26 protein-coding genes are annotated in these 25847 nt (G+C 72.9%); 10 read left to right on the forward strand and 16 right to left on the reverse strand.

The features are described from left to right. Positions 1-107: 107 nt before the first annotated feature. A complete protein-coding gene (locus tag ACLBX8_RS16740; protein ID WP_447699425.1) occupies positions 108-719 on the forward strand; it encodes a glutathione S-transferase family protein in 612 nt (203 codons plus the stop codon). On the opposite strand, the gene ACLBX8_RS16745 is transcribed toward ACLBX8_RS16740, so the two are convergent. From ACLBX8_RS16745 to ACLBX8_RS16795, 11 genes are all read right to left on the reverse strand, one after another. Beyond that, positions 701-1972, reverse strand: coding sequence for an ATP-binding protein (locus tag ACLBX8_RS16745; protein WP_447699426.1), 1272 nt, complete (start codon positions 1970-1972; stop codon positions 701-703). The genes ACLBX8_RS16740 and ACLBX8_RS16745 overlap by 19 nt on opposite strands. Positions 1973-1991: 19 nt before the next feature. Next, positions 1992-3080 carry a lysylphosphatidylglycerol synthase domain-containing protein gene (locus ACLBX8_RS16750; RefSeq protein WP_020092580.1) on the reverse strand — a complete coding sequence of 363 codons (1089 nt, stop codon included), beginning with the start codon at positions 3078-3080 and terminating at the stop codon, positions 1992-1994. A 152-nt stretch (positions 3081-3232) separates the two neighbouring features. Continuing rightward, positions 3233-3862, reverse strand: a complete 630-nt coding sequence (locus ACLBX8_RS16755; RefSeq protein WP_020092581.1) for a uracil-DNA glycosylase — start codon at positions 3860-3862, stop codon at positions 3233-3235. Further along, positions 3852-4610 carry a PIG-L deacetylase family protein gene (locus ACLBX8_RS16760; RefSeq protein ID WP_447699495.1) on the reverse strand — a complete coding sequence of 253 codons (759 nt, stop codon included), beginning with the start codon at positions 4608-4610 and terminating at the stop codon, positions 3852-3854. The genes ACLBX8_RS16755 and ACLBX8_RS16760 overlap by 11 nt, the downstream gene beginning before the upstream one ends. A gap of 42 nt (positions 4611-4652) precedes the next feature. Continuing rightward, a complete protein-coding gene (locus ACLBX8_RS16765) occupies positions 4653-5891 on the reverse strand; it encodes a glycosyltransferase family 4 protein (protein WP_091679479.1) in 1239 nt (412 codons plus the stop codon). Positions 5892-5976: 85 nt separating this feature from the next. Further along, the gene (locus ACLBX8_RS16770; protein WP_447699428.1) at positions 5977-6849 is read right to left on the reverse strand and encodes a sugar phosphate isomerase/epimerase family protein; all 873 of its coding nucleotides are present in this window, start codon (positions 6847-6849) and stop codon (positions 5977-5979) included. Next, the gene (locus ACLBX8_RS16775; RefSeq protein WP_447699429.1) at positions 6846-8447 is read right to left on the reverse strand and encodes a YcaO-like family protein; all 1602 of its coding nucleotides are present in this window, start codon (positions 8445-8447) and stop codon (positions 6846-6848) included. The genes ACLBX8_RS16770 and ACLBX8_RS16775 overlap by 4 nt, the downstream gene beginning before the upstream one ends. A gap of 219 nt (positions 8448-8666) precedes the next feature. Further along, positions 8667-9662 (reverse strand): Gfo/Idh/MocA family protein, encoded by a 996-nt coding sequence (locus ACLBX8_RS16780; RefSeq protein ID WP_447699430.1) that lies wholly within the window; start codon positions 9660-9662, stop codon positions 8667-8669. Then, positions 9662-10843 (reverse strand): class I SAM-dependent methyltransferase, encoded by a 1182-nt coding sequence (locus ACLBX8_RS16785; RefSeq protein ID WP_447699431.1) that lies wholly within the window; start codon positions 10841-10843, stop codon positions 9662-9664. The genes ACLBX8_RS16780 and ACLBX8_RS16785 overlap by 1 nt, the downstream gene beginning before the upstream one ends. Before the next feature lie 44 nt (positions 10844-10887). Next, the gene (locus ACLBX8_RS16790) at positions 10888-11817 is read right to left on the reverse strand and encodes a hypothetical protein (RefSeq protein WP_447699432.1); all 930 of its coding nucleotides are present in this window, start codon (positions 11815-11817) and stop codon (positions 10888-10890) included. Between the two features lie 245 nt (positions 11818-12062). Next, complete coding sequence (locus ACLBX8_RS16795) at positions 12063-13253, reverse strand: inositol-3-phosphate synthase (protein WP_056526026.1); 1191 nt, start codon at positions 13251-13253, stop codon at positions 12063-12065. Positions 13254-13602: 349 nt separating this feature from the next. Between ACLBX8_RS16795 and ACLBX8_RS16800 the strand changes: the two genes are divergently transcribed. The 7 genes from ACLBX8_RS16800 (at position 13603) to ACLBX8_RS16830 (ending at position 19943) form a co-directional block, all read left to right on the forward strand. Then, positions 13603-14859 (forward strand): transglycosylase SLT domain-containing protein, encoded by a 1257-nt coding sequence (locus tag ACLBX8_RS16800; RefSeq protein WP_447699496.1) that lies wholly within the window; start codon positions 13603-13605, stop codon positions 14857-14859. Positions 14860-15153: 294 nt separating this feature from the next. Beyond that, on the forward strand, positions 15154-15390 hold the full coding sequence (locus ACLBX8_RS16805; protein WP_020092591.1) for a DUF6894 family protein: 237 nt from the start codon (positions 15154-15156) through the stop codon (positions 15388-15390). A 141-nt stretch (positions 15391-15531) separates the two neighbouring features. Beyond that, entirely contained in the window at positions 15532-16593 is a 1062-nt protein-coding gene (locus tag ACLBX8_RS16810; RefSeq protein ID WP_447699433.1) for an MBL fold metallo-hydrolase, read from the forward strand. 153 nt (positions 16594-16746) lie between these two features. Further along, a complete protein-coding gene (locus ACLBX8_RS16815) occupies positions 16747-18366 on the forward strand; it encodes an ABC transporter substrate-binding protein (RefSeq protein WP_447699434.1) in 1620 nt (539 codons plus the stop codon). 98 nt (positions 18367-18464) lie between these two features. Continuing rightward, positions 18465-18710 (forward strand): hypothetical protein, encoded by a 246-nt coding sequence (locus ACLBX8_RS16820; RefSeq protein ID WP_447699435.1) that lies wholly within the window; start codon positions 18465-18467, stop codon positions 18708-18710. Positions 18711-18904: 194 nt separating this feature from the next. Then, entirely contained in the window at positions 18905-19318 is a 414-nt protein-coding gene (locus tag ACLBX8_RS16825; RefSeq protein WP_447699436.1) for an EF-hand domain-containing protein, read from the forward strand. 313 nt (positions 19319-19631) lie between these two features. Beyond that, positions 19632-19943: a hypothetical protein gene (locus ACLBX8_RS16830; protein WP_056526013.1), complete on the forward strand. Its 312-nt coding sequence runs from the start codon at positions 19632-19634 to the stop codon at positions 19941-19943. A gap of 58 nt (positions 19944-20001) precedes the next feature. Here the strand turns inward: ACLBX8_RS16830 and pcaD are convergent, their stop codons facing one another. Continuing rightward, positions 20002-20799, reverse strand: coding sequence for a 3-oxoadipate enol-lactonase (gene pcaD, locus ACLBX8_RS16835; protein WP_427508669.1), 798 nt, complete (start codon positions 20797-20799; stop codon positions 20002-20004). 89 nt (positions 20800-20888) lie between these two features. After that, positions 20889-21137 (reverse strand): DUF2061 domain-containing protein, encoded by a 249-nt coding sequence (locus ACLBX8_RS16840; protein WP_447715539.1) that lies wholly within the window; start codon positions 21135-21137, stop codon positions 20889-20891. 206 nt (positions 21138-21343) lie between these two features. Here ACLBX8_RS16840 and ACLBX8_RS16845 point away from each other — a divergent pair, with 206 nt between their 5' ends. Continuing rightward, a complete protein-coding gene (locus ACLBX8_RS16845) occupies positions 21344-21613 on the forward strand; it encodes a hypothetical protein (RefSeq protein ID WP_091926206.1) in 270 nt (89 codons plus the stop codon). Here the strand turns inward: ACLBX8_RS16845 and ACLBX8_RS16850 are convergent. Further along, positions 21600-21980, reverse strand: a complete 381-nt coding sequence (locus tag ACLBX8_RS16850) for a hypothetical protein (protein ID WP_447715540.1) — start codon at positions 21978-21980, stop codon at positions 21600-21602. The genes ACLBX8_RS16845 and ACLBX8_RS16850 overlap by 14 nt on opposite strands. 114 nt (positions 21981-22094) lie before the next feature. On the opposite strand from ACLBX8_RS16850, the gene ACLBX8_RS16855 reads away from it, so the two are divergent. Beyond that, positions 22095-22523 carry a DUF1810 domain-containing protein gene (locus tag ACLBX8_RS16855; protein WP_447715541.1) on the forward strand — a complete coding sequence of 143 codons (429 nt, stop codon included), beginning with the start codon at positions 22095-22097 and terminating at the stop codon, positions 22521-22523. Positions 22524-22527: 4 nt separating this feature from the next. On the opposite strand, the gene ACLBX8_RS16860 is transcribed toward ACLBX8_RS16855, so the two are convergent. Together ACLBX8_RS16860 and ACLBX8_RS16865 are read right to left on the reverse strand one after the other, a co-directional pair. Further along, on the reverse strand, positions 22528-24987 hold the full coding sequence (locus ACLBX8_RS16860) for a PBP1A family penicillin-binding protein (RefSeq protein WP_447715542.1): 2460 nt from the start codon (positions 24985-24987) through the stop codon (positions 22528-22530). 160 nt (positions 24988-25147) lie between these two features. Beyond that, a complete protein-coding gene (locus tag ACLBX8_RS16865) occupies positions 25148-25810 on the reverse strand; it encodes an HdeD family acid-resistance protein (protein WP_447715543.1) in 663 nt (220 codons plus the stop codon). Positions 25811-25847: the final 37 nt, after the last annotated feature.

Here is a 25847-nt window from a genome sequence, read left to right on the forward strand (position 1 = left end):
GTTCGCGGGCGAGGCTCCGGATCCGGCCGGTCGATGCGGGCCGCGGCCGTTGTCGAATCGCGCCCGCCCGGCCAAGGTCACCGCCCACCGGAGCGATGGGGACACGGATGAGCGAGCCGCTGACGATCTACGGCGACCCGGGTTCCGGCAACTGCCTCAAGGTCAAATGGGTCGCGGCGCATCTCGGCATCCCGGCGGTCTGGCGCGACGTCGACGTCCCGGGCGGCGGGACGCGCCGGCCCGAGTTCCTCGCCCTGAACCCCGCCGGCCGCGTGCCGATCGTCGTCCTGCCCGACGGCACCGTGCTGTCGGAATCGAACGCGATCATCGTCTACCTCGCGGATGGCTCCGCGCTGGTCCCCGCGGAGCCCCTGCCCCACGCCCGGATGCTGCAGTGGATGTTCTGGGAGCAGTACAGCCACGAGCCCTACATCGCGGTCCGCCGCTACCAGCTCCACTACCTCAAGCGGGCGCCCGAGGATCTCGACCCGAAGCTCGCGGAGCGCGGCGCCGACGCCCTGCGGCTGATGGAGGACACCCTCGGGCGCTCGGCCTTCATGGCGGGCGAGATCCTGACCCTCGCCGACGTGGCGCTCGTCGCCTACACGCGCATGGCCCACGAGGGGGGCTTCGACCTCACGGACTACCCGGCGATCCGCGCCTGGGTCGGGCGCGTCGAGGCCGGGCTCGGGATCGGCCCCTATACCGGGCCGGCCTGATCGGCCGCGAACTGCGGCGGCGCGGCGCCGTACTCGGGCAGGCTGACCCGCACGGTCGTCCCCTCGCCGGCCGCGCTCTCGATGGCGAGGCGGCCGCGGTGGCGGTTGAGGCTGTGCTTGACGATGGCGAGCCCCAGCCCGGTGCCGCCGCGGGCGCGACTCGAGGCGACGTCGACCCGGTAGAAGCGCTCCGTCAGCCGCGGGATGTGCTCGGGCGGGATGCCCGGCCCGTCATCGGCCACCGACAGGACGACGCGGGGCCCGAGGCGCGGGTCGTCCTCGCGGGCGAGCCCGACGCTGATCCGGCCGCCGCCGTACTTCACGGCGTTCTCGATCAGGTTCTCGATCACCCGCGCCAGCTCGTCGGCGTCGCCGGGGACCGCGTAGGGGCCCGCACCCTCCTCCAGCCGGATCGTGGCGCCCCGCGCCTCGGCGGGCGGGCCCTGGGCGTCGACCATCTGGCGGGCGAGCGCCCCAAGATCGACCACCGCGGTGGGGGCGACGTGCTCGCGCAGCTCGATCCGCGACAGCGACAGCAGGTCGTCGATCAGCCGCGTCATCCGCAGGGCCTGGACGCGCATGATCTCCAGGAAGCGCTCCCGGGCTTGCGCGTCGTCGCGGGCCGGCCCCTGCAGGGTCTCGATGAAGCCGATCAGGGTAGCGAGCGGCGTGCGCAGCTCGTGGCTGGCGTTGGCGACGAAGTCGACCCGCATCGCCTCCAGGCGCCGGGCCGCGGTGAGGTCGCGCAGGAACAGCAGCGCGCTGACGCCGGACCCGTCGGGCATCGGCAGGGCGCCGATCTGGACATCGAAGGTCCGCTCCAGCGGCACCCGGGTCGACAGCGCGACGCGGCGCGGGAGGCCGGAACTCAGCACCGCCTCGATGCCGTCGAGGACCTCCGGGTCGCGGAGCGCGAAGGACAGCGGCCGGGCCTGGTGGAGGGCCGGCAGGAGCGCCCGGGCGGCGGGATTGGCCTCCAGCACCAGGGTGCGCCGGTCGACCAGGATGACCGGGTCCGGCACGTGGGCGAGCAGCGCCTCGGCGACGGCGTGGCGCGGCGTGGTGGTGGCCGGGCGCGGCACTGGCGCCTCGCGGCCGCGCCCGCCGAGCCAGCCGCCCAGGCAGACCGCCGCGAGGCCGATCAGGATCAGCGGGAGATCGAACCGCCCGGCCAGGGCGGTGGCGAGCCCGAGCAGGCCCGCGGCGATCGCGGCGCCGGTCCAGGCGGGGGAGCTGCGCAGGCGGCCGGACATGGCGGGCGCGGCCGGCCGATCAGCGGGGCTCGGACTCGTCGTGCCACGCCCGGCCGGACGGGCCGGCCGTGCCCTCCGGAGGCCCGGGATCGCGGGCGCCGCCCGCGCGCTTGACGATCTCGTACAGCCCGAGCATCGCCAGGGCGGTCACGAACGGCACGACGTAGTAGCAGCCCCGGAACAGCAGCAGCGAGGTCAGCACCTCGTTGCGCGGCAGACTCGACAGGGCGAGCAGGATCGTCGCCTCGAACACCCCGATCCCGCCCGGCGCGTTCGACGCGATCCCCAGCATGGCGGCGAGCACGTAGATCGCCAGGAAGGTGGTGAAGCCGAGCGTCGTCTCCTGGGGCAGCAGGACGTAGAGCACCGCCGCCGCCGCGCAGACGTCGCCGATCCCGACGATCATCTGGCCGATGGAGACCGAGGCGCCCGGCAGCTCCAGGCGCCACTGCTTGACGGTGATGCTGCGCTTCTTGGCCGAGACCCAGGCGAGGTAGCCGAGCACCAGGGCGAGCGCCGCGAGGCCGACGCCCTGGTTGATCCGGATCGACGTGAAGGCGAGGCCGGCGAGCTGGCCGGCCTCGATGATCAGGCTCAGGCCCAGCACCACGCCCATGCCGAGCCAGAAGGTGAACCCGGCGATGACGGTGAGCGCGGCGATCTTGGCCGTCGAGAGCCCCTGCCGGGCGTAGATCCAGTAGCGGATCGTCCCGGCGGTGAGCAGCGGGAAGCCGAGGGTGAAACTCACCGCGTAGCTCGTGAAGGAGGCGAGCGCGGTGATCCGGTACGGCACCTTGATCTTGAGCTGGCGCAGGGCCAGCGCGTCGTAGCCGGTCAGGAACAGGTAGCTGATGCCGACGAACAGGAAGGCGAGCCCGAGCTGCTCGGCGGTCGCCGCCGCGATGGCGCTGCGCACCTCCGCCCAGCTGACGCTCTGCACGAGCTTCCACAGGACGCCGAGGGAGACGGCGAACAGCACGATGCTGGCCGCCGTGCCGATCCAGGCATAGCGGCTGCGCCGGCTCTTCCGCTTCGAGCCCGCCTCGGCATCGTGCTGGACCGGCTCGACCGGCTCGGCCGGGCTCCGGTGCTGTCCCTGAAAATTCATGCCGATCGGCGTCCGCCCTTCCGGCTGCGCGGCCCGGCCCGAAGGCCGTCAGCCCGTGCCGGAATCTCCCGGACCGCGGCCCGTTGCCCCGCATGTAGGCCGAACCGGGGCGCAAGGCCAGGGAAGGCAGGCCCGTGACGGGCGATCTATCCTCAGCCGGAGGTCCGATCGAGGATCGCGGCCGCTTCCGCGAGGCCGCGCCGGATCCGCTCCGGCACCTCCGGCGCGGTGCAGACATAGGTCGGGCTCGGGTGCGGCACCCGGATCACCGGAAGGTCGGGGCGGAGCGCCGCGAGGGCGGGCGCGGCCTCGCCGGCGAAGCGGCCGGCCAGCACCGCCACGGCGAGGCGCGGCAGCAGGTCGAGGAGCGGGGCCAGATAGGGCGCGGCCGCCGCCACCTCCGCCCGGCGGGGCGCCCGGTTGCGGGCGCCCTCGGCGTGGATGAGCCAGGGGACCGCGTTCCAGATCAGCGTGTCGGCCCGGCTGAGCCCGGCCTCGGCGAGGAAGCGGAACAGGTTCGCGGCCGTGCCGTTCGCGCTGTCGCGGGTGACGAAGCCGGTGCGCAGGACCGCCGGGCCGGGGGTCTCGAGGAGGAGGAGCATCCGCGCGCCGACGCCGCCGTCCAGGGGGTCGGGCGCCGGGACCGGGGCGCCGCGCTCGGCCGCGACGCGCGCCGCCAGCGCCCGGATCGGTGCGATGTGGGGGCTGTCGATCAGGGCGCGGCGGGCCGCGAGGGCTTCCGGATCGGCCAGCGCCTTCGGCGCCCGCGGCTCAGCCGGCATCGAGGCCGGGGATCGTGAGGCCGAGGCGGCCCGACAGGCGGAAGCGCTCGGTGCCCTCCTCCCGGGCGAGGCGCGCGTCGAGGCCGGCCACGCCGCCGAACTGGAAGCCGATCTGGCTGGCATAGGCCGCGCAGGCGGCGCGCTTCCGGGTCTGGGCCTCCGGGGCGAGGCGCATCGCCGGCTCGGCGAGGTCGGCGAACAGGTCGGCGAGGGGCGCCTTCGGGGCGGCCTCCCGCACCGTGTAGGGAAAGTCGCGCCACCAAAGGATCGGCTGCGCCGGCGCGAGGCCGCGCAGCGCCCGCACGGTCTGGACGTGATCGACGTGCCCGCCGATCGCCTGCGGAGCCAGGAGGAGATCGGGACTCCCCGCGGCGATCAGCCCCGCGATGGCCGGTGCCAGCTCGGCCGCGACGCCGTCGTCGGCGCGCGTGTCGGCGAAGAGCTCCGGCGCCGAGCCGTAGCCCCGGTGCGGCGCCTCCCTGAACGGCAGGTGGACGGGCGGCGCGATGCCGAGCGCCGCGGCAGCCCGGACATCCTCGTCCCGGCGCAGGGCCATGTAGTCGACCTCCGGTCCCAGACCCTTGTCGAGCTGGCAGGCGAGCGCGAAGCCCCTCGGCTCGGCGACGCTGCCGGTGAACAGGGTCGCCATCACCACGCGCCAGCCAGCTTGCGCGAGGCTTGCCAGGAGGCCGCCGCACGAGAAGGCCGCGTCGTCGAGATGGGGGGAGAGGGCGAGCGCGGTGGGCATGGTCCGGGGTGCGACGGTCTCGATGGGTTCCAACCCGCGCGCTCAGAGCAGGTGCGGCTCGGCGCGGAAGCGACACGTCGGATCGTGGGGCAGATCCGGCGAGAAGCCGGTGGCCGGCCGCTCGCCGCGCACGCGGGCGTAGACGTCCATGATCTGCCGCCCGACCGCGTGCCACGAGTAGACGCGGCGGCACTCCTCCAAGCCGGCCGTCGCGATGCGGCGGCGCAGATCCGCGTCCGCGATGACCCGGGTGAGCGCGGCGGCCAGCGCCGGGACGTCGCCCGGGTTCACCAGCAGCCCGTTCTCCCCGTCGCGCAGGCAGTCCGAGACGCCGACCGCGTGGCACGAGACGGTGGCGAGCCCTGCTGCGAGCGCCTCCAGGATCGTGTTGGAGAAGCCCTCCGCGTAGGTCGGCGAGACGAACACGTCGGCGCGGCGGTAGAGGTCGGGCACGGTGGCGTACTCGGCGTAGCCCGTGAAGGCGATCTCCCGCTCCGAGAAGGCGCGCTCGGCGGCGAGCGCCTTGGCCGGGTCCACGTCGGGCCCGATCCCCGAGATGGTGGCGGCGAACGGCGTGCCCTGCGCGCGCAGGATCGCCAGGGCCTCGATGAAGTCGAGCACGCCTTTCCGGCGGTCGACCCGGCCGTGGTAGAACAGCCGCACCGGGCCCGGATGGGGCGCGGGCAGCCCGTCGGGCGTGCCCTGCGCGAACCGGTCGGTGTCGACCGCGCCGGGCACGATGGTGAAGCGGGCGGGGTCCGACCCGAGCCGCTCGCAGACCTCGTCCACGAAGGAGGCGCCGCCGATCAGCAGCGCGTTGGCGTGGGCCAGCACCTCGCACATGGCGACCCGGTGGGTCTCGCAGCAAGAGCCGACCCAGTGGCCGTCGCCGCCCTGGATCGAGACGACGCTCGGCACGCCGAGTTCGCGCGCGGCGAGCAGCACCGCCCAGCCGGTCGGGTAACCGTATTGCGCGTGCAGGATGTCGAAGGGTTGTCGGGCGTGCTCGCGGCAGATCGCGTCCACCATGGCGGCGATGTCGCGCTCGAAGTCGCCCGACGCCTGCTCGCCGAGCTGCTCCAGGCCGATCACCCGCACGCCCGGCACCGGCGGCGGCGGCCCGCCCCCGTAGACCCGGGTGCCGAAGGCGTCGCCCCGGTACTGCGAGATCATCGTGACGTCGTGGCCGGCGCCGACCAGCTCGCGCAGCAGGTTCTGCGCGTAGACGCTCATGCCCGATATCGCCGGGAAGTAGCGGCGGCTGAGGAAGAGGATTCTCATCGCGCCGCACCTTCGCATCGACTGGGCGAGGCGCCGAGGCGCCCCTTCTCCCGTGCCCGATCCTCGCCTCGCCGCGGTTCGGCTCTCACTGCCATTGCCGCCGCGTCTCCTGCTCGCCGGCCAGGACCGGGCCGGGGCGCCGGCAGCCGCGGAGGTACTCCAGCGCCTGCGGGATCATCACGTCGGCCCGGTGGCTCTCGCGGGACAGCTCGACGCAGATCAGCTTGCCGAAGCCGACCGCCTCCAGGGCCTCCAGGACACCCGGCACGTCCATGTCGCCCTCGCCGAACGGCAGGTGGATGTGGCTGCCGCGCTTCATGTCCTCGATCGCCACGGTGCCGATCCGGTCGGCGAATTCCCGCACGGCGGCCGCCGGCTCGCGCTCGCCCGTGACGAGGCAGTGGCCGGTGTCGAGGGCGAGCTTCAAGCCCGGCACGGAGAGGGAAGCGTAGTCGTCGAGCGTCTCGATCAGCATGCCGGGCTCGGGCTCCAGGCAGGGCACGACACCGGCCTCGGCGGCGAACGAGGCGACCTCGTGCAGCCCCTCCTCCAGCCAGCGCCGGGCCTCGCCGGGATCCACGCCCGGCTTCGGCACGCCGGCCCAGAACGAGACCGCCTCGGCGGAGAGCATGGCGCCGATCTCGATCGCCCGCTTGAGGAAGCCGACCCGCCGGGCGCGGCCCGCGGCGTCGGCGGTCACCAGCGTCGGCTCGTGCTTGGCGGACGGATCGAGGAGGAAGCGGGCGCCCGTCTCGATGACGCAGGTCAGCTCCAGCTTCTCCAGCAGGCTCGCCACCCGGCCGGCTTCCGCCGCCCAGGTGTCGGCGAAGGGGTCGAGGTGGTGGATGTCGAGGGTGAGCGCCACGCCGTCGTAGCCCGCCGCCTTGATCAGGTGGAGCGCGTCGTCGAGGCGGTGGTTGGCCGCGCCGTTGGTGTTGTAGGCGAACCGGAGCGTCACGCCGCCCTCCCCTTCCGCTGGGCGAGGCGGAACGGCGCGTGGTGCGATTCCGGCTCGCGGTAGAGCGGATAGTGCCGCCCGACGATCCGCTCGGCCAGGGCCACGTCGAACAGCGGCTGGCCGCCGAACCGCTCCAGGGCTTCAGGGGTCAGACGCACCGGCCGCAAAGTCTCGCTCTCGGTGCCGAACTGGATGAGCGGATGGTCGCGGTCGATGAGCTTCTTGGTGTTGCGCTCGCCGATCCGGTAGTAGCTCATGGTCTCGACCTCGAGCCCCGGCACGATCGCCTTCACGACGCCGACCCCGCCGCCCGGCGGTGTGCAGTCGACGTAGAGCACGTCGAACCCGGCTTCGAGCAGCCGGTCGCAGGCGATCTTCCCCCGCGCATGGCCGTCGGCGGCCCGAGTGGAGGGCAAGTCCGTAAATCGCTTCGTGCTGCGCTCGGAATAGACCGTGTCGGCGAGCACGCCGCGCAGGTCGGCCGCCGGCATCTCGATCCATTCGAGCATGGCCTGGAGAGCGCGGCTCTCCTCGAGGTCCAGGCTGGGCAGCGCCTTCTGGATGAACGCGTCGACGTAGCCGGGCGGCGTCACCGTGGCGGCCATGTCGAGCGGGCCGTGCCCGAAGGTCTTGCGCACCCGGGCCGCCTGGAATTCCAGCAGCGCCTTGCGCAGGGCCCGCTCCCGGTCCGGATCGCAGGCCTCGCCGCAGGCCGAGAGGGCGATCGGCGCCGGGGTGCGCGCCGGGTCCTCGTCGTAGCCGACGACGTAGAGGTTGGTCAGCCCGAACTGGTCGGTGGCGAATTTCGGCAGCGCCCGGATGCCCAGGTCCTTCAGTCGGGCCAGCATGGCGGCGTTCTCCGGGCCGATGCCGTCGAGGTCGAGCATCACGCCCTGGTCGAGGGCCCGGAACAGTAGGCCGTTGCCGTCCCGCTGGAGCAGCTCCAGCACGCCGTGGCCCAGCGCGAAAGGCACGTCGGGCCCGGCGCCGAGGCCGTTGGTGATCAGGTTGGTGAAAGGCTTGTAGCCCTCCGACAGCTCGAAATAATCGGTGGCGGCGACGTCGAGCGGCATCAGGACGATCTCGCCGGTGGCGTGGCGGATCGCGGGCGTCCACTCGAGCACCGTGTCGCGGCCGACCGGGGACCCGGCGGGCAGGCACAGGGTCAGCGGGTCGGCGACCGACTTGGCGCCGTAGACGCGGACGAGATCGGTATAGCTCGCCCGCTCCTTCGCGCGGGGCAGCACCGCGAGGGACGGCATCAGGTTCTCGGCGATCTCCGCCACGGCGCCGATCAGCGCCTCGTCGTCGGTGGCGCCGTAGCCGATCCCAGACGGCATCGCGCCCACGAAGAACGGGTCGTCGAGGAACAGGGCCACGAACCAGACCGGGATGCCGGTGCGATCGAGTGGCGCCAGCGGGAAGCCGACGACGCGCCCCTCCGGCAGCACGTCGAGATAGGCCCTGACCGGGTCGGGCAGGGTCTCGGGCAGGCCCTCGATCGGCCGCTTGGCGCCGAAACGGTAGGGGCGCGGCGCCTTGATCCGCTCGTGGCGGGCGCGGTCGTCCTGGTCGTGGAAGGCGTCTGCGTTGGTCACGTCGTGTTCCCGTCTTCCTCGAACCGTGCGCCGTGCCCCCTCCCATTCATCCCCTCATCCCGAGGAGCCGAAGCGCAGCGGGGGCCTCGAAGGAGGGCTCCAGCCGGACGCGCGATCCCTGGAGCCCTCCTTCGAGGCCCGCTGACGCGGGCACCTCAGGATGAGGGCGTGGGTGGGAGATGCCGGGGTGTGGTTCCGTGGCTGCGTATCCTGTGTCCGCTACCCCTGCCCGTAGGCGCGGGCGACGAGCCGCATCGTGTGAAGGTCCCGGGACGCCGCGTACGCGGCCCGCTCCTCGGGCCGGCGCAGCGCCGAGCCGAAGGCGCGCACCTGCTCGGTGAAGGGCGAGCTGTCGGCGTCGAAGGCGAGCGGTTCCGCGCGCCCGCTGGCGCCGTCGACGAAGGTCAGCGAGCCGCCGGCCGTCTGGCCCATCGTGTTCTCGGCGACGAGCAGACCCTTCGTGCCGACCACCTCCAGGCGGCGGCGGGGCAGCGCGTCGGGGCAATTGTAGGCGACGTGCAGGCTCGCCAGTGCGCCGCCCGCGGTCCGCCCGATCAGCAGGGCGCCGTCGTCGACCGCGTAATCCTGGGCCTTGGTCTGGGTCAGGGCCGCGATGGTGGTGATCGGCTCGCCGAGCAGGAAGTCCACGAGGTCGAGCCCGTGCGGGGCGAGGTCCATCAGGGCGCCACCGCCGGCCTGGGCGGCGTCGATCCGCCAGTTCGGCTGGCTGGCCTCCGACCAGTCGCGCCCGAGCCAGCAGGCATAGACGATCCGCACCGCCGTCACGGTGCCGAGCCGGCCGGCCTCGATCTGCGTGCGGATCATCCGGTGGGCCGGGTGGTGCCGCTGGTCGAAGGCCGTGCCGTAGAAGATTTTCTGCGACTCGACGGCGTGCGCGATGGCCTCGGCATCCGCCAGCGTCGCCGCCATGGGCTTCTCGCACAGGATCGCCTTGCCGGCGGCGGCCAGCGCCTCGACGGCGCCGCGGTGCAGGTGGTTCGGCGTCGCCACGTAGACCGCCTCGACCGCGGGCTCGGCGATCAGGCCGGCGAGATCGGCGTGGACGCGGGCACCGGCCCGCTCGGCGGCCGCGCGGCTCTCCGGGTTCGGATCGCTGACCGCCACCAGCCGGTGCCCGGCCGCGCGGATGCCGGGCTCCATGTAGTCGCGGGCGACCCAGCCGTAGCCGACGATGCCCCAGCCGACCGCGTCCATCACCACCGCTCCGGCAGGTCGACGAACTCGCGCACGCGCACGCGCTGCGTTTCCGACGCATCGAGGCTTTCGTCGAAGGTCAGCGACTCCGGTCCCGGAGAGTGCAGCGGGTACGTGGCGCGGGGGGCGTACTCCGCCTCGTAGCGCTCCGAGGGCCAGCGGATGACGTAACCGCCGCCCTCGGGCACGTAGAGCGGGTTGAGCCGCAGCACGGTGCCGGGCTTCGGCAGGGTGAGGCCGTCGACCAGGGCGCGCGGCGCCGGGCGCATCCCGGGACCGCACACCACCGAGAACGCCTCGCAGCTTCGCAGGGCGGCGGGGTCCTGCGGGCCCGGCGCCCGCGCCTCGACCAGCGCCCGGGTCAGCTCCGCGTCGTCGTAGACCAGGGCGTCGGGGAAGAACTCGGCGATCTCCTCGGCCGTCACCGCGCGACCGGCCGAGAAGCCCGGGCAGTCGCGGTTGTGGATGTGGCTCAGCGCCAGCCAGCCGTCGTCGCCGGCGTTCTGGCGGAGGTTCTCGAGGAGCGCCGCCTTGTCGTCGAGGAAGTAGAAGGCGTCGTTGCAGACGACGAGGTCGACCGGCGCCCCCGGGATCGGCCAGTGGGGCGAGCCGGCGTCGAAGCAGACGAGCTGCGCCTTCTCGGCCACGACCCAGTGGCGCGCGACCCAGAGCTTGGCGAAGACCACGTCGGCGCCGGCGACCTTGCAGCCGCGCCGCTGCAACTCGCGCAGGTAGTGGCCGATGCCGCAGGCGAACTCGAAGACGCAGACGGGCTCGTTCCAGTGCGCCTCCAGCAGCGACAGGCCGGCCAGGAAGGTCGGGTCGCTCCAGCGGTGCAGGAAGTAGTCGCCGACGCGGCCCCAGCCGAGGAGCTCGACCGCCTCGCGGAGGGTCGCCTCGCGGCGGGTCTTGATCAGGCGGATAATCCCGGCGGGATCGGCCGGCGGCCCGTTCCACCAATCATCCTGATCGACCAGCAGCGCGGCCAGCGCCTCGTCGGGCTCGCCGGCGTCGAGATGGGCGAGCACCCGCTCGACCAGGGCCGCACGGTTGATCCGCAGGTACGGGATGCCATCGATCACGGGCCAGCGCGCGCCGGTCTCCGCGTCGCGCAGGGCGTGCGGGCCGTCGGCCTTCAGCGGGTTGCCGGTGTCCGGCGATCTGAGTTCGAACGGGATCATGGTTCTCGGGGCCGCCCGGGCAGATGGGCGACCGGGTCCGGCGATCAAGGGATGCGCATGTCGGCGAGGACACGATCGTGGAAGCCCTTCACCGGGCCGGCATGGACCAGCTCCCACTCGTCGAGCACCATCCCCATCGTGGTCGAGGCCCCGCGCAGGTGCTGGGCGATCTGGAGGACGCGGTCGATGCAGTCGGCCGCGTGGAAGGCGCGGCCCTCGGCGGTGGAATCGTCGGGCAGCACCGCCCGGGCGCGCTCGACCTGGGCCCGCAGGGGCGCGTCGAGCTCGGCGAGCGCCCACGCGGTGGTGGTGGCCATGATCGGGCCGAGATGGTCGCCGAGCAGCATCTCGCCGGTGAAGCCGGCATCCGGCATGGCGGCGTTGTGGAAGTGGTGGGCCATCGCGGCCAGGAACACGGTGCCGGGATCGGCCCGGTAGAACGGGCTGAGGCAGACGCCGTAGACCGCCACGATCAGGCAGTGCTCGGCGTGGTTCTCCGGCGGCTCCAGCAGGATCCGGGCGCGGCCGGGACAGGTGACGCCCGCCCGCGGCTGCTGCGCCAGGGCGCCGACGAAGCCCGGCAGCGGCCCGGGCCGGCCGGCCGGACGCGGCGCGAGCCGCGCGCGCAGGCGGTCGCGGAGGTCCGGATCGAGCTCTCCGGTGACGGCGTCGAACCCCGCCACCAGCACCGCGGAGGCGGCCTCGTCCGAGAGCCCCGCCGCGGTCAGGAAGGCCGCGTCGAGGTCGCAGAGGCGCGTCGCCGCCAGCGTGACGGCCGCGATGTCGAGGGCGACGTCGTCCGGCGCGGCGCCGCCGGTCAGCAGCCCCCACCCCTGCGCGAACAGCCGCTCGGCGATCGAGCCCGTACGGCCCGCGGAGCGGACGCGCTTGAGGTCGTTCATCTCGACCAGAAGGTCGCGCAGGGCCTCGGGCGCTGCGGCACCGGATTGCGACGGGTGGTTCTCGCGGGGCATCACTTCTCTCGGCCGGATGAGGCTCACGGCCTCACAGGCGGCTGGGACGGACTCGCCCGTCGTCCGGCTGGACGCGGGTCCCCTCTCCCATGCGGGAGAGGGACAGGGTGAGGGATGCGACCTCTCCGGGAGGACCGGGTCCCTCACCCCGACCCTCTCCCATGCGGGAGAGGGGGCCGGTTCCGGCCCGTCATCGACGAAGGGGCCGTACCGAGTTCAGACCATGCCCGTCGATGCGGGAAGCCTCAGTGCACGCCCAGCCAGTCGCGGAGCATCTGCTCCTGCTTGCCGAAGGCGTGCTCCGGACCGTGGCCGTTCTTGACCATCGGCGCCTTGAAGAAGGTCGAGAGCTGCTCCTGCACGCCGCCGTCGCCGCGCTTGCTCGCGAGATCGAGGACGCGGGCGATCTCGATGACGAGCGGCGCGGCCAGGATCGAGTCCTTGCAGAGGAAGTTCACCTTGATCTGCATCCGCTGGCCCATGAAGCCGGTGACGTCGATGTTGTCCCAGGCTTCCTTGTCGTCGCCGCGCGGGCGGTAATAGTGGATGTGCACGAGGTGGTCCTCGACCGGGTAGCCGAGGATCGAGTCGAGCACCGTGCCCTTGGTGTTGAGCTTCGACTGCAGCGAGTTCGGATCGTTCAGGGCGAGGCCGTCGCGGTTGCCCAGGATGTTCGTCGAGAACCAGCCGTCGACGTGGAGGGCGCGCGCCTTGAAGGCGGGGGCCAGCACCGTCTTCATCATGGTCTGGCCGGTCTTGCCGTCCTTGCCGGCCACCGGGACGTTCAGCTCCTTGGCGAGGTCGAGGAGCGCCGGGACGTCGGCGGCGACGCTCGGGGTGAAGTTGGCGTAGGGGATGCCGCTCTTGATCGCCGCGTAGGCGTAGAGCATCGCCGGCGAGATCGCCTCGTCGCTCGAATCCAGGCCCTTCTCGAAGGCGGCGGTCGAGTTCAGGGTCGGGTCGCTGAGGTCAGGCCAGCGCTCCGTGGAGGCGAGGTTCACCACGACCACGTCGTCGAGGTTGCTCTCCTTCTGGAAGCGGCGGAGATCGTTGGCAATCACCGAGACCGCCTCGCGGTGGTCCTTGGCGACGATCCGGTTCTGACCGTCGATGTTCTTGCAGAACTTCGCGCTGCCGACCGCCGGCCAGGGCGTGATGCCCTTCAGGACCTGGGCGCCGTTCTCGATGTCGTCCTTCGAGAGCACGCCGTGCCCGCTCGCCGCGGAGGCGAGGTCGTCGCCGTTCAGGTCCCAGCCCCCGAAGACGAGGTCCTTGTAGTCGGCCATGCCGGCCACGGAGAGACCGGCGAGCGGCAGCCCGTCGAGACGGTTGGAGCCGGATTTGATCATCTCGATGCCGGCGATGGCGGTGGTGGCGACGGCGCCTCCCATGCCAACGAAGGCGACACCGACGCGGCGACCGGACTGCATGCTCATCGGAAACTGATGTCCTTGTGCGGACGCGGGTGGCGTCTTGAAGGGTCCGTCCTGGGACGGAAGTTCACCCCCCCGGGGCCGTACCTAACTGGCTCGGCGGTGCTCCGTTCCAACCCGAATGCGACAACATCGCCCCGTCGTCGTCCCGCGCGCGGCCGGTCGGCCGCCGGTCGGCGGCGTTAACGGGGCCCTAAGCGGGAGGGTTAACCCTTCCTTGACCGTGCCACGCTTGGATCACGGGGCCGTCCCATTCTGGTCACGGCCGGCGTCGATAGGGCCGCCGCTTCCAGAAAAAACCCGGCCGTCAGAGCCGGGCGGACGCAAGGACCGATCTAGAAGAGGACCGATGATGGGGGTTTTCCCGGAGCCGGCGCGTTGCGCCGACGACGTGAACCGACTCGTGCCGCAGACCCTGACCGGCACGGGGCATTTCGAGGATGAAGCCGTGGCGTGGCTGCCGCGGGCCGGGCGCGACGCAGGGCGCCGGTCACTTCGCCGCACCGGCCTCGGCCGGATCTCCGGGACGCTGGCCCTCGGGCTCGTCGCCGGGTTCGGCCTGCCGCAGGCCGCCTTCGCGCCCGCCTACTTCGCGCCGGCCGCCCAGGCCCACGACCGGGTCGACACCAGCCCGCGCGCCGCTCAGGAACTCGCTCAACGCGCGTTCGAGCCCGCGGTTCCCGCCGAGGCGCCCGCGGCATCGGCAGAGGCACCGGCGCCGGCTCCGGCACCGGCGAAGGATGCCTGGAACGGCCTGCCCCTGCCGGAGCAGGAGCCCGCCACCACGGCCCTGATCCAGGACGACCTCGCGGCCCTGCCGCGGGTGACGCAGGAGCAGGACGCGGTCAAGTTCGGCGAGCGCAGCGTGCCGCGCAAGGTGGTCGACACGATCGTCAAGGCCTCCGACGAGGCCGGCGTCGATCCCGTCTACATGATGGCGCTCGCCGACAAGGAATCGAGCTTCGACACCGCGGCGAAGGCCGCGACCTCCTCGGCGCAGGGCCTGTTCCAGTTCGTCGCCCGCACCTGGCTGGAGATGATCCGCGACTACGGCGCGCGCTACGGGCTCGCCGAGGAAGCCGCCGCCGTGAAGGGCCGGGGCGCCGCGATCACCGTGACGGGCAGCATGCGCGCCCGGGTGCTCGGCCTGCGCAACGACCCGCGCGTCGCCGCCCTGATGGCGGCCGAGCTGATCAAGCGCGACCGTGACCGGATCGAGGCCCGGGTCGGGCGGGCGCTCACCACGACCGAGCTGTACCTCGCCCATTTCCTCGGCACCGCGAGCGCCGGGCGCTTCCTGTCGCTCTCTTCCGAGAAGCCCGACGAGGTCGCCGGCCGCGAGTTCCGCACCGCGGCGCGGGCCAATCGCGGCCTGTTCACCGAGAAGACGGGCGGCAAGCGCCGCAGCCTGACCGTGTCCGAGCTGCACGACCGGATCGACGGCATGATCGACCGGCGGCTGACCCGCTATCAGGGCGTGGCGGCGGTCGCCGAGGCGCTCGACAGGGCGCCGGCTCAGAGCGACGTCGCCGCCACCGAGGAGACGGTTCCGGTGGCCGGCAACCGCCGCGTCGAGGTGACGGAGGCGCTGCCGCCGGACGGCGTGTGAGAACCGGATCGCGGCGCCGGCCCGCCTGAGCGGGCCGGCTCGCGGCATCGGGCCGCCGGATCCGCCGGATGGGCGGCTCTCCCGGCCGCGGCCGCCGAGGAAGTCTCCCGCGCCGGCCCGCGGCCGTCCGCGGCGTCCCGAAACGCCGGGGCGGGTCGGGCGCGGCGCAGCGAGGCCGGAAGCGGCTTTCGCCCGACCGTGGAGCGGCCTCAAAGCTCGGCTTTTAAGGCACTGTTAACCATAGCAAGACCAATCCTGTCGGCAGACTACTTCTCTTAGAGATGCTTGGCGCCGATGCCCCGCTACTTCATCGACCTGCACGACGGCTCCCAGCCGATCCACGATGAGGTCGGATTCGACCTGCCGGACCTTCCGGCGGCCCGCGCCAAGGTCACCCGGATCATGTCGGCGATCGCCCGCGACATGCTGCCGGAGGTCGAGCGCCAGGATTACGTGGCCTGCGTCCGCGACGGCGTCGGCAAGGTGGTCTACCGGGCGCGCCTGTCCCTCGCTGCCGAGATGGTGGAGTGAGCCGGCGCGCTCCGGCCGCCTGATGCGTCCCTGCAGACGTCGCTGAGCGACGTCCCTGAGACGGCGCCGAAACCGCCCTGAGGCTCCCCGCCGCGCCGCGGCAGTGCTTGACCGGCCCCCGGTTCCGGCCATCTCGGACCCATGAAACGGCGCAGCCTGCTCACGGTCGCGAGTGCGGCCACGGTCATGACGCTCGGCGGCGTCGGCTACGCCGCGCACCGGCGCGGCCGGAACCCGTACTACCGCGGCCCGACCTCCGACCATTTCGACGGGTTGCGGTTCTTCCTGCCCGGTCAGTCCACCGACAAGGCGCTCCCCGACGTGCTGCGCTGGCAGGCCAAGCGGCAGCGCGAGCCCTGGCCCAAGAGCTTCCCCAGCCCCTACCCGGCCGACCGGCCGCCGGAGCGTGTCGAGGGCCTGCGGGTCGTGCTGATCGGCCACGCGAGCTACCTCGTGCAGGTCGCCGGCCGGAACATCCTGATCGACCCGGTCTTCGCCAAGCGCGCGAGCCCGGTCCGCTTCGCCGGGCCGAAGCGCGTCAACCCGCCGGGCATCGCCTTCGCCGACCTGCCGCCGATCGACGCGATCTTGGTCACCCACAACCACTACGACCATCTCGACGGGCCGAGCCTCGCCCGGCTCTGGCAGGCGCACCAGCCGCTGATCGTGGCGCCGCTGGGCAACGACACGATCCTGCGCGGCTACGACAACACGATGCATGTCGAGACCCGCGACTGGGGACAGTCGGTCGATCTCGGCGACGGGCTGCAGGTCCATCTGACGCCCGCGAACCACTGGTCGGCCCGGGGCGTCAACGACCGGCGCATGGCGCTGTGGTGCGCCTTCGTGATCACCTCGCCCCGCGGCGTGCACTACCATGTCGGCGACACCGGTTTCGGCGACGGTGCCCTCTTCTCCGACGTGCGGGCGCGGTTCGGGCCGCCGCGCCTCGCGACGCTGCCGATCGGCGCCTACGAGCCGCGCTGGTTCATGCAGGCGCAGCACGTCGACCCGGCCGAGGCGGTGAAGGTCTTCGGCCTGCTCGGCGCCGAGCAGGCGCTGGGCCATCACTGGGGCACGTTCCAGCTCACGGACGAGGGCGTCGAGCGGCCCGCCGAGGCGCTGGCGGCGGCCCTCGGCGGGGCCGGCATCCCGGCCGAGCGCTTCGTCGCCCTGAGGCCCGGCCAGGTCTGGGAGGCCTGACCCCCGGGCTGTCCGGGGAACGCCGGCGGCCATTGGGCACGATGCGTGCATCATTCTGTATGCAGCATGGGGTGGAGGCCCGGGCCGCGCCGCCGCGCGCCCGAGGGCGGGTGCCGTTCCGTGCGGCGCCCGCGCCTTCAGCCGAGAGACACGATGAACCCGATCAAGCCGACACGCCGATCCCTGATGGCCGGGGGCGTCGCCCTGGCGGCGCTGGGGGCGGCGGGCCGCGCCGGCGCGCAGGGCGCGGCCCCCGGCACCCTGACCTACGGCATCTCCATGACCGACCTGCCGCTCACGACCGGCCAGCCGGACCGGGGCGCGGGCGGCTACCAGTTCACCGGACTGACCCTCTACGATCCCCTGGTCGCCTGGGAACTCGACGTCGCCGACCGGCCGGGCAAGATGGTGCCCGGCCTCGCCACCGCCTGGGAGGCCGACCCGGCCGACCCCAAGGTCTGGACCTTCCACCTGCGGGAGGGCGTGGCCTTCCACGACGGGTCGGCCTTCGATGCCGACGCGGTGATCTGGAACTTCGACAAGGTGCTGAACAAGGAGGCGCCGCATTTCGACCAGCGGCAGGCGTCCCAGGTCCGCCCGCGCCTGCCCGGCGTCGCGAGCTACCGGAAGGTCGACGCCAAGACCGTCCAGGTCGTCACCAAGACGCCCGACAGCCTGTTTCCCTACCAGATGCTCTGGTTCCTGATCTCGTCGCCGGCGCAGTACGAGAAGGTCGGGAAGGACTGGGCGAAGTTCGCCTTCGAGCCCTCGGGGACCGGGCCGTTCCGGATGGGGCAGCTGGTGCCGCGGGTGCGCCTCGAGCTGCTGCCGAACATCGGCTACTGGAACCCGAAGCGGGTCCCGAAGCTCGCGAAGCTGACCCTCGCCTGCGTGCCCGAGGACCTCGCCCGGGTGAACGCGCTCCTGTCCGGCAGCGTCGACCTGATCGAGACGCCCGCGCCCGACGCGGTGCCGCGCCTGAAGGCCGCCGGCATGCGGGTCGTGGGCAACGAGACGCCCCATGTCTGGAACTACCACCTGTCGATGGTGGAGGGCTCGCCCTGGCGCGACCTGCGCCTGCGCAAGGCCGTCAACCTCGCCATCGACCGCGCGGGCGTCGTCGAGCTGATGGGCGGCCTCGCCCAGCCCGCCGTCGGTCAGGTCCAGGAGTCGAGCCCGTGGTTCGGCAAGCCGGGCTTCAAGATCCGGACCGACGTCGAGGCGGCGCGCAAGCTCGTCGAGGAGGCCGGCTACTCGGTGAAGAACCCCGTGAAGGCCACGGTCCTGATCCCGACCGGCGGCACCGGGCAGATGCTGTCGCTCCCGATCAACGAGTTCGTCCAGCAGAGCTGGGCCGAGGTCGGCATCCAGGTGGCGTTCAAGACCGTGGAGCTGGAGGTGGCCTACACGGCGTGGCGCCAGGGCGCCGCGGATCCGAGCCTCAAGGGCGTCAGCGCCGGCAACATCGCCTACGTCACCTCCGACCCGTTCTACGCGATCCTGCGCTTCTACGATTCGCGGCAGATCGCGCCGAACGGCGTGAACTGGAGCCACTACCGCAATCCCGAGGTCGACGCCCTCTGCGACAAGGTGAAGGCGAGCCTCGACGTGGCCGAGCAGAACCGGCTGCTCGCGCGCATCCACGAAATCGTCGTCGACGATGCCGTGCAGGTCTGGGTCGTTCACGACACCAATCCGCACGCTCTGTCGTCGCGGGTGAAGAACTACGTCCAGGCGCAGCACTGGTTTCAGGACCTGGCGACGCTCGCCTGATCAGCCCGGATCTGTGTCGGCTCCGGGAAGAACGGGAGAACATCGGGAACGATCGGCGCGAGGACGGGTTGGACCCCGAACGCACGAAGGAGAGTCCCATGAAGACCCTGCTTGCCGGCGCCGTCCTAGCCGCCTCCCTGACGAGCGTCGTCCCCGCTGCGGCGCAGCGAATCGATATCGGTCCCGACGGGCCGAGCGTCGACCTGCGCTCCCGCGCCCAGCGGGATCGCGACTTCCGCCGCGAAGAGTATCGGCGCGACCGCGTCTATGACGAGGATCGTCTCTACCGGCGCCAGCGGTTCGACGACGACCGCCCGGTGACGCGGCGCGGCTACGGATACTGAATCACCACGCGAATCGCCTGTCGGCGATTGTGCGCTCTCTTCGGGGGTCGGCTCGCGCCGGCCCCTTTTTCTATGCCGCGTCTCCGAAGCGCGGCCCGGGACAGCACGCAACCCACAGGGTCGAATTTCGCACTTGCGGCACAGTGAGTCGGAGACTAGGAAGATCGAGCATCAAATTTCGGGAGCATCTGGCAATGACCTCACGTTTCATCAGTGGCTTCGCGGCGGTCACCCTCGCGGTGTGCGGCCTCTCCGCTCCGGCCGCCTTCGCCAAGCCGATGAGCGGGGCGAGCGCCGTCAAGATGATCGACACCGACAACGACGGCACCATCGACATGAAGGAAGTGGAGGCGGTGGCCTCGGCGACCTTCGACCGTCTCGAGAAGGACGCCGACGGCACCCTCGACGCCAAGGAGCTGAAGGGCCGCCTGAGCGCCTCCGGCGTGAAGCAGGCCGATCCGGACAGCGACGGCACCCTCGACAAGAAGGAGTACCTCGCGGCCGTCGGCGAGCGCTTCAAGCTGGCCGACCCGGACAACGACGGCACCCTCGACGCCAAGGAGCTGAACTCCAAGGCCGGCAAGGCTCTCCTGGCCCTCATCAAGTAAAACCGTCCGCGCGCTCCTGATGGAGCGTGGATGAGCGAGGCCTCCGCGGCGCTGACCGCGGGGGCCTTGCTGCGTTGATGGCGACCCTGAACCTTCGCCCGGACGCGCCGATCCATGGGACCTGCACGTAAAAGTTGTGGATCGCGGCGATTGTTCTGCGGGCTCCGGCCGCTCCCGCGCCGGCGGAACGTCCGACACCCAGTCCGACCGCCGCGGCGGCTGCGACGCTCGACCGCTCGCCGGGCGCGATCGGAGGGAGTTGACGGTCCGCAACCTGTAGGTGCACCCTCGAGGTGGTTGAGGGACCAAGACGATGCGGAACGGCTCACCAGAGGACGACGGCAACGCGAGACGCCGCGCGAGACCGGTCGCGCTGACCGAGGGACCGCACGGCGCGGCGGCGGACGGACGCGACCGGATTGCCGGGAGCCGGCCGGAGCGCGCGGACGCGGAGCCGACGGCAACGCTCGGCGATCTCGGCGACGCCCTGCTCGCGGCCTATCGACTGGCCGAGCAGGACGGCGACGCGCTGACCGTGTCGCTGCTCGGGCAGGCGCTGCTGCGGACCGGGCGGCGCCTGGCGCGCGGGATGTCGCCCGCCGATGTCGGGATCGCCTGCCACTGAGGCGGCGCGCGGTCCCGGACGCTCGGGCGACTGACGGGACGGCGCCGCCGCGGCCCGCCTACGCGCCCGGCGCGGCGCGGTCGAGGAAGGCGCGCAGGTAGCCGCCGACCGCCTCGGCGCGCTCGACGGCGAGCAGGTGCGCCGCCCGGGGCAGCACGACGAGTTCGGCCTGGGCGATGCCGCCGCAGATCTCCTCGGCCATGGCCGGGGGCGTCGAGGGATCGTCGCGGCCGGCGATCACCAGGGTCGGCGCGGTGATGGCTCCGAGCGCCGGACGGAGATCCATGCGCCCGATTGCCCCGCAGCACACCGCGTATCCGGCCGGATCGCAGGCCAGGAATCGCTCGCGGACAGCCCGCACCGTCTCGGGGGCGCGCTCCGCGAAACCCGGCGTGAACCAGCGCCCCAGCGTCGCCTCGACCACGGCCGCCGTCCCCTGGGCGCGAACGGTCGCGGCGCGCTCGTCCCAGCTCTGCAGGCTCGGCAGGAAGGCCGCCGTCGCCATCAGGGTGGCGCTGAGCGCGCGTCCGGGATCGGCGCTCGCCAGCGCCTGCACGGTCATCCCGCCGAGCGAGAGGCCGACGAGATGGGCGCGTCCGATGCCGAGGGCGTCCAGAAGGCCCGCGAGATCGCCGGCCAGATCCGCGATCGCGACCGGCCGGTCGCGCGTCTCCGACCCGCCGTGGCCGCGCGTGTCGTAGCGCAGCGTCCGGTAACGCCCCGTCAGCGCGGGCACCAGCGCGTCCCACATCTCCAGGGTCGCGCCCAGCGAGTTCGAGAAGGCGACGACCGGGGCGTCCTCCGGGCCCTCGAGGTGGTAGCGGAGGCCGAGTCCTCCGACGGTGATCTGCGGCATGCGGCTCTCTCCGATCCGGGCTCTCGAGGATGTCACGCCGCCGGGCGGCGGGGCGGAGCTGGCGGGCAACGCGGCCTCCCGGACGGATCTCAGGCGCGACCGAGGGGAATCAGGCCCCAGCCGCGCTCGTGGAGGTAGTACAGCACGGTCTTGGTCACGGTCTCGGTCGAGGCGATCGATCCGGCGACCAGCACGCTGCCGGTGAACAGATAGGACAGCAGCAGCGTGTCGAGGCTCCCGACGACGCGCCAGCTCACGGCCTTGGCGATCGAGCGGAGGCGGCTCTCCCCGGCCGGGGGCGCGCGGCCATCGTGGGTTGGGACGTCGTCGGCGGGCATGCGGGCTCCCTGCGGTCGATCCGAAACGCGCGCGGTGGCACGGTCCATTATGGGGCGGCGCACCGGATGCTGCCCCGCCGGATCGCCCGGCGCGCGGATGACGATGCCGCGAGCCCCGCGCTCCGGAGGAGCGTCTTCAACATGGGTGAATGCGCGGGCGGCCGAAACGCTCGACAAGAGCGGTGCGAGCACAGAGGAGACCGGGGATGCACGAGCCTGCGATGGGCGACGCCGCGATCCGACCGGCGGAGTTCTGGGACACGGTCGGCGGCCTCGTGACCGCAAAGGTCGAGCCGGTGATCGGCCGAGCCGACAAGCAGCGTGGTCCCGTCATCGACTACCTGCGCGACCTGGAGGCCCTGGCGCGGCGCCAGTGCTCCAGCCGCGAGACGGTCCAGATCATCGCCTCGGGCCGGCGGCTCCTCGGGGACCGGAGCGAGATCGGGCCGTCGGACGGACCGTTCACCCGCGCCTGAGCCGGGCACCCGGCGGAGCCGCCCGCGCCATCCGCGACCGGACCAGATAGATCGCGGCCGCGACAGCCCAGGCCGCGTAGGTCGGCGCCACCCACTGCTGCAGATTCGGCAGGGACCAGCCGTACAGGAACTCGGCGCCGAGATGCGCCTGAACGGCGTCCCAGCCCGCGTGCTTGAGGGCGTGTTCCCGCTGCCCGGCCTCGCGGCCGTAATAGTAGGTCGAGACCACGAGCGCCGCGACGCCTTCCGGTCGGGGACTGCGCAGCAGGAGCAGAACGGCCGCCATTCCGGCGGTCTCGGGGATCGCCGTCAGGGCGTGGCTCATCGCCGGGTTCGCGACCATGAAGGCGACGAGCGTTCCGAGCATCGGCGGCGCTTACACCAATCCCGGCGCGGCGTCAGCGGCACTCCGGCCCCGCGCCTGCATCCCCGGCGGCCGCCGCGCGGTTGACGGTGCGGGACCGGAACAACGGAGCCGCGCATGAGCGACACCTACGACCTCGGCCGCTTCGTCGCCGCGCAGGAGGGCGTCTACGAGCGCGCCCTGGCGGAATTGCAGGGCGGCGACAAGCGCAGCCACTGGATGTGGTTCATCTTCCCGCAGATCGCCGGGCTCGGCGCGAGCCCGATGGCGCAGCGCTACGCCATCGGGTCTCTCGCGGAGGCGCAGGCCTACGCGGCGCACCCGGTGCTCGGCGCGCGCCTGCGCGCCTGCACGGCGGCCGTCAACGCCGTCGCCGGGCGCTCGGCCCACGCGATCTTCGGCTCGCCCGACGATCTGAAGTTCCGCTCCAGCATGACGCTGTTCGCCCGCGCCGTGCCGGAGGAGCCGGTCTTCGCCGACGCGCTGGCGCGCTACTTCGACGGCGTCCCCGACCCGCGGACGCTGGCGAAGCTCGGGACGGGCTAGGCCCTCACCGGCCCCACAGGCCGACCCGCTCGGCGCGCGCCTGCTCCTCCGCGCCCAGGAGGTCCGGCGGGGCGTCCTCGGAGGCGCGGGCGCCGCCCGCCGCCAGGATCAGCCCGGCGAGGTCGTCGCCCTCGATGCGGCAGCGGGCCGTGGCCCCGTCGGACAGGCCGGTGCAGACCACCTCGCGGCGGCGCAGGTAGCTGGCGAGCTGGCGGGCGAGATGGCCGCGCTCGCCGACCACGCCGAGGAGGCGCACGACCCGCCCGCGCAGGTTGAGGGTGCCGGTATCGATCACCTCCGGCACGCCGCGGATCTCGCCGGCCGCGACCGGTTCGGCCGCGGGCGCGGCGGCGGTCCGGGCCGGCTCGGCCCGCTCCGCCGAGGGGCGGGCCTTGCCCTTCGCGAGCTTCTCGGCGGCCCGCTGGACGAAGTCGTGGAAGATCCCGGCCGGCATCTCGCCGCCGAACATGCGGTTCATCGGGCTGTCGTCGTCGTTGCCGACCCAGATCCCGACCACGAGGTCGGGGGTCATGCCGACGAACCACGCGTCGCGGAAATCCTGGCTCGTGCCGGTCTTGCCGCCGATGATCTGGCCGGGCACCCGCGCGGCGCGGCCGGTGCCGGATTCCACCACCGCCTGCAGCGAGTCGAGCATCATGGTGCGCGGCTCCTGCGCCAGCATCGGGCCCGGGGCCGCGTCGGTGCGGACGTAGAGCGGCTGCGGCGCGGCTCCGCGGATCGCCTGGATGCCGTAGGACTGGAGCGGGGTGCGCCCGGACAGGACCGAGCCGTAGGCGCGGGTCATCTCCAGGAGGCTCACGGCGCCCGAGCCGAGGACGAGGCTCGGCACGTTGGGCAGGTCCGACTGGATCCCGAGCTTGCGGGCGGTGGCGATCACCGCCGGGATGCCGACATCCTGCCCGAGCTGGGCCGCCACGGTGTTGATCGAGAGCGCGAAGGCGGTCCGCAGGGGCACGGGCCCCCGGTAGCGGCCGTCGTCGTTCTCGGGCTGCCAGTCGCCGATCTGGACCGGGCGGTCGACCATCACGGATTCCGGCGTGTAGCCCTTCTCGTAGGCCGTCAGGTAGGCGAGGAGCTTGAACAGGGAGCCGGGCTGGCGCTTGGCCTGGACGGCGCGGTTGAACTGGCTGTCCTCGTAGTCGCGGCCGCCGACCATGGCGAGGACCGCGCCCTCCTTCGACAGCACCACCATGGCGGCCTGGCCGACCTTGCGGCGGGCGCCGTCCTTGTCGAGGCGGCGGGCCACGACGCCCTCGGCGAGGCTCTGCAGGTCGAGGTTGAGGGTCGAGCGCACCGTCATGTCGCCGTCGGTGCCGGCGAGGCGCTTCACGTCGCCCGCGATCATGTCGAGGAAGTAGTTGGTGCCGGGCGGCGCCTCGGGGGGCGATTTCAGGGTCACGCTCTGCTTGCGCGCGGCGTCGGCCTCGGCCTGCGAGATCGCGCCGGTCTCGACCATGGCCTGGAGCACCACGTCGGCGCGCTCCTTGGCACCGCCGAGGTTGCGGGTCGGGGCGAGCTGCGAGGGCGCCCGCACCAGACCGGCCAGCATCGCCGATTCCGGGAGGTTCAGCGCCTTGGCGGGCTTGCCGAAGTAGCGGCGCGCCGCCGCGTCCGCCCCGTAGGCGCCGGCGCCGAAATACGCGGAGTCGAGGTAGCCGAGCAGGATCGCGTCCTTGCTCATGGTCGTCTCGACCCGCAGCGCCAGGAAGGCTTCCTGCACCTTCCGCCAGAGCGTCTTCTCCTGGTTGAGGGAGGTCAGGCGGACATATTGCTGGGTGATCGTCGAGCCGCCCTCGCGCACGCCGCCGCCGCGGAGATTGCGCCACGCCGCCCGGGCGAGGCCGCGCAGGTCGATGCCCCAGTGGCTGTAGAAGCGGCGGTCCTCGATCGCCACGATCGCCTGGGCGAGGTGCGGCGGCAGGTCGGCCGCGGTGAGCTTCTGGCCGCGGAAGCTGCCGCGGGTGGCGAAGACCCGGCCGTCGTCGGCCTCGACGGTGATCGCCCGCTGGCCGGTATCGACCACGGCGCCGCCCAGCGGCGGTAGGCTCACGAAGGCCGCGAACAGGTAGATCGCCAGCGCCAGGGCCGGTAGCACGACCACCAGGGCTGCGGCGAGCAGGGCCGGGTGCCGGCGGCCGAGGATCGGCCGGGAACGCCGGTTCAGGGCGCGCGCGTCCGTCTCCTCGACGGCGGGCGGGCGCTCCGCCGGTGCCCGTCGCGCCCGCGACGCGCGCTCCGCCGCGCGGGCCGACAGGGCCCGGCCGGTCCGCGCGAGGCCGAGCCCGGCCGCGGCGAGGAGGGTCCGGAGATGGCGCGTGAGGTCGCGCGCGGCCCGCCCGGCCTCCCGGGCGGCGAGCCGCGGGTCCGGGGCGTCGGCGGCGGGGTCCGGCTTCGGCGGTTTCGGCCCGTCGGCCGGGGCGCGTTCCGGCGCGTCGGGCGTCATCGTGGTGCGTGTTCCGGGACCGGCCGATCCGGCCGACCGAGCCTTCTAAGCCGCATCCGTCGCGGTGTCCCGCAGCCGTTGGGTCGCGGGACGGGCGGCGCGTCGATCGCGCCGCCACCGTGTGGATCGGGCCACGGGGCCCGATCCGGTCCCGGCCGGCTCACCGGCCGAGCGGCGCTCCCGGACCGACGGCCCCGTGCTGGGCGCGCAGTTTGAAGGCCAGGATCAGCAGGAGGATGCCGAAGGCGAAGGTGTAGGAGCCGATCCACCACGTCAGCACCAGGGCCGACATGCCCGGGTTGATGAGCAGCGCGAGGCCGAACAGGATCGACACCACGCCGCCGAGGCCCAGCCACCAGCGCCCGTAATGGAGGTGCAGGCGGAAGGCGGCGGCGATCATCAGGCCGCCGGTGACCAGCGCCCACGCGGCGAGCAGCAGCACGAACGCCCAGACGGCGGCGGCCGGCACCAGCACCGCGGCGACGCCCACCACGATGTCGACGAGGCCCTCGACCAGCATGAAGCCCCAGCGCTCGTGGCGCTGCGCGGCCCGGACCGCGCCGACGACGGCGACGACGCCATCGACGAGCATGTAGGCGGCGAAGAACAGGACCAGGGACAGCACGAAGGCGCCCGGCGCGATGAACGCGACCGCCCCGAACAGGACCGCGATGACGCCGCGCAGGGCGACGAGCCACCAGTTCCGCGCCAGGGCCGCACTCATGGCGTCGAGGCGCGCCGCGCCGACGAGCGGGATGCCGGAGGGGGTGGTCGCGCGGCCGGAACCGGGGCGGTTCGGCGTCGGGGATGGGCTGCTGGTCATGGCGAACTCCTGGGCCTTGAGGCCGGGAACGGCAAAG

The sequence above is a fragment of the Methylobacterium sp. D48H genome (assembly GCF_053345715.1).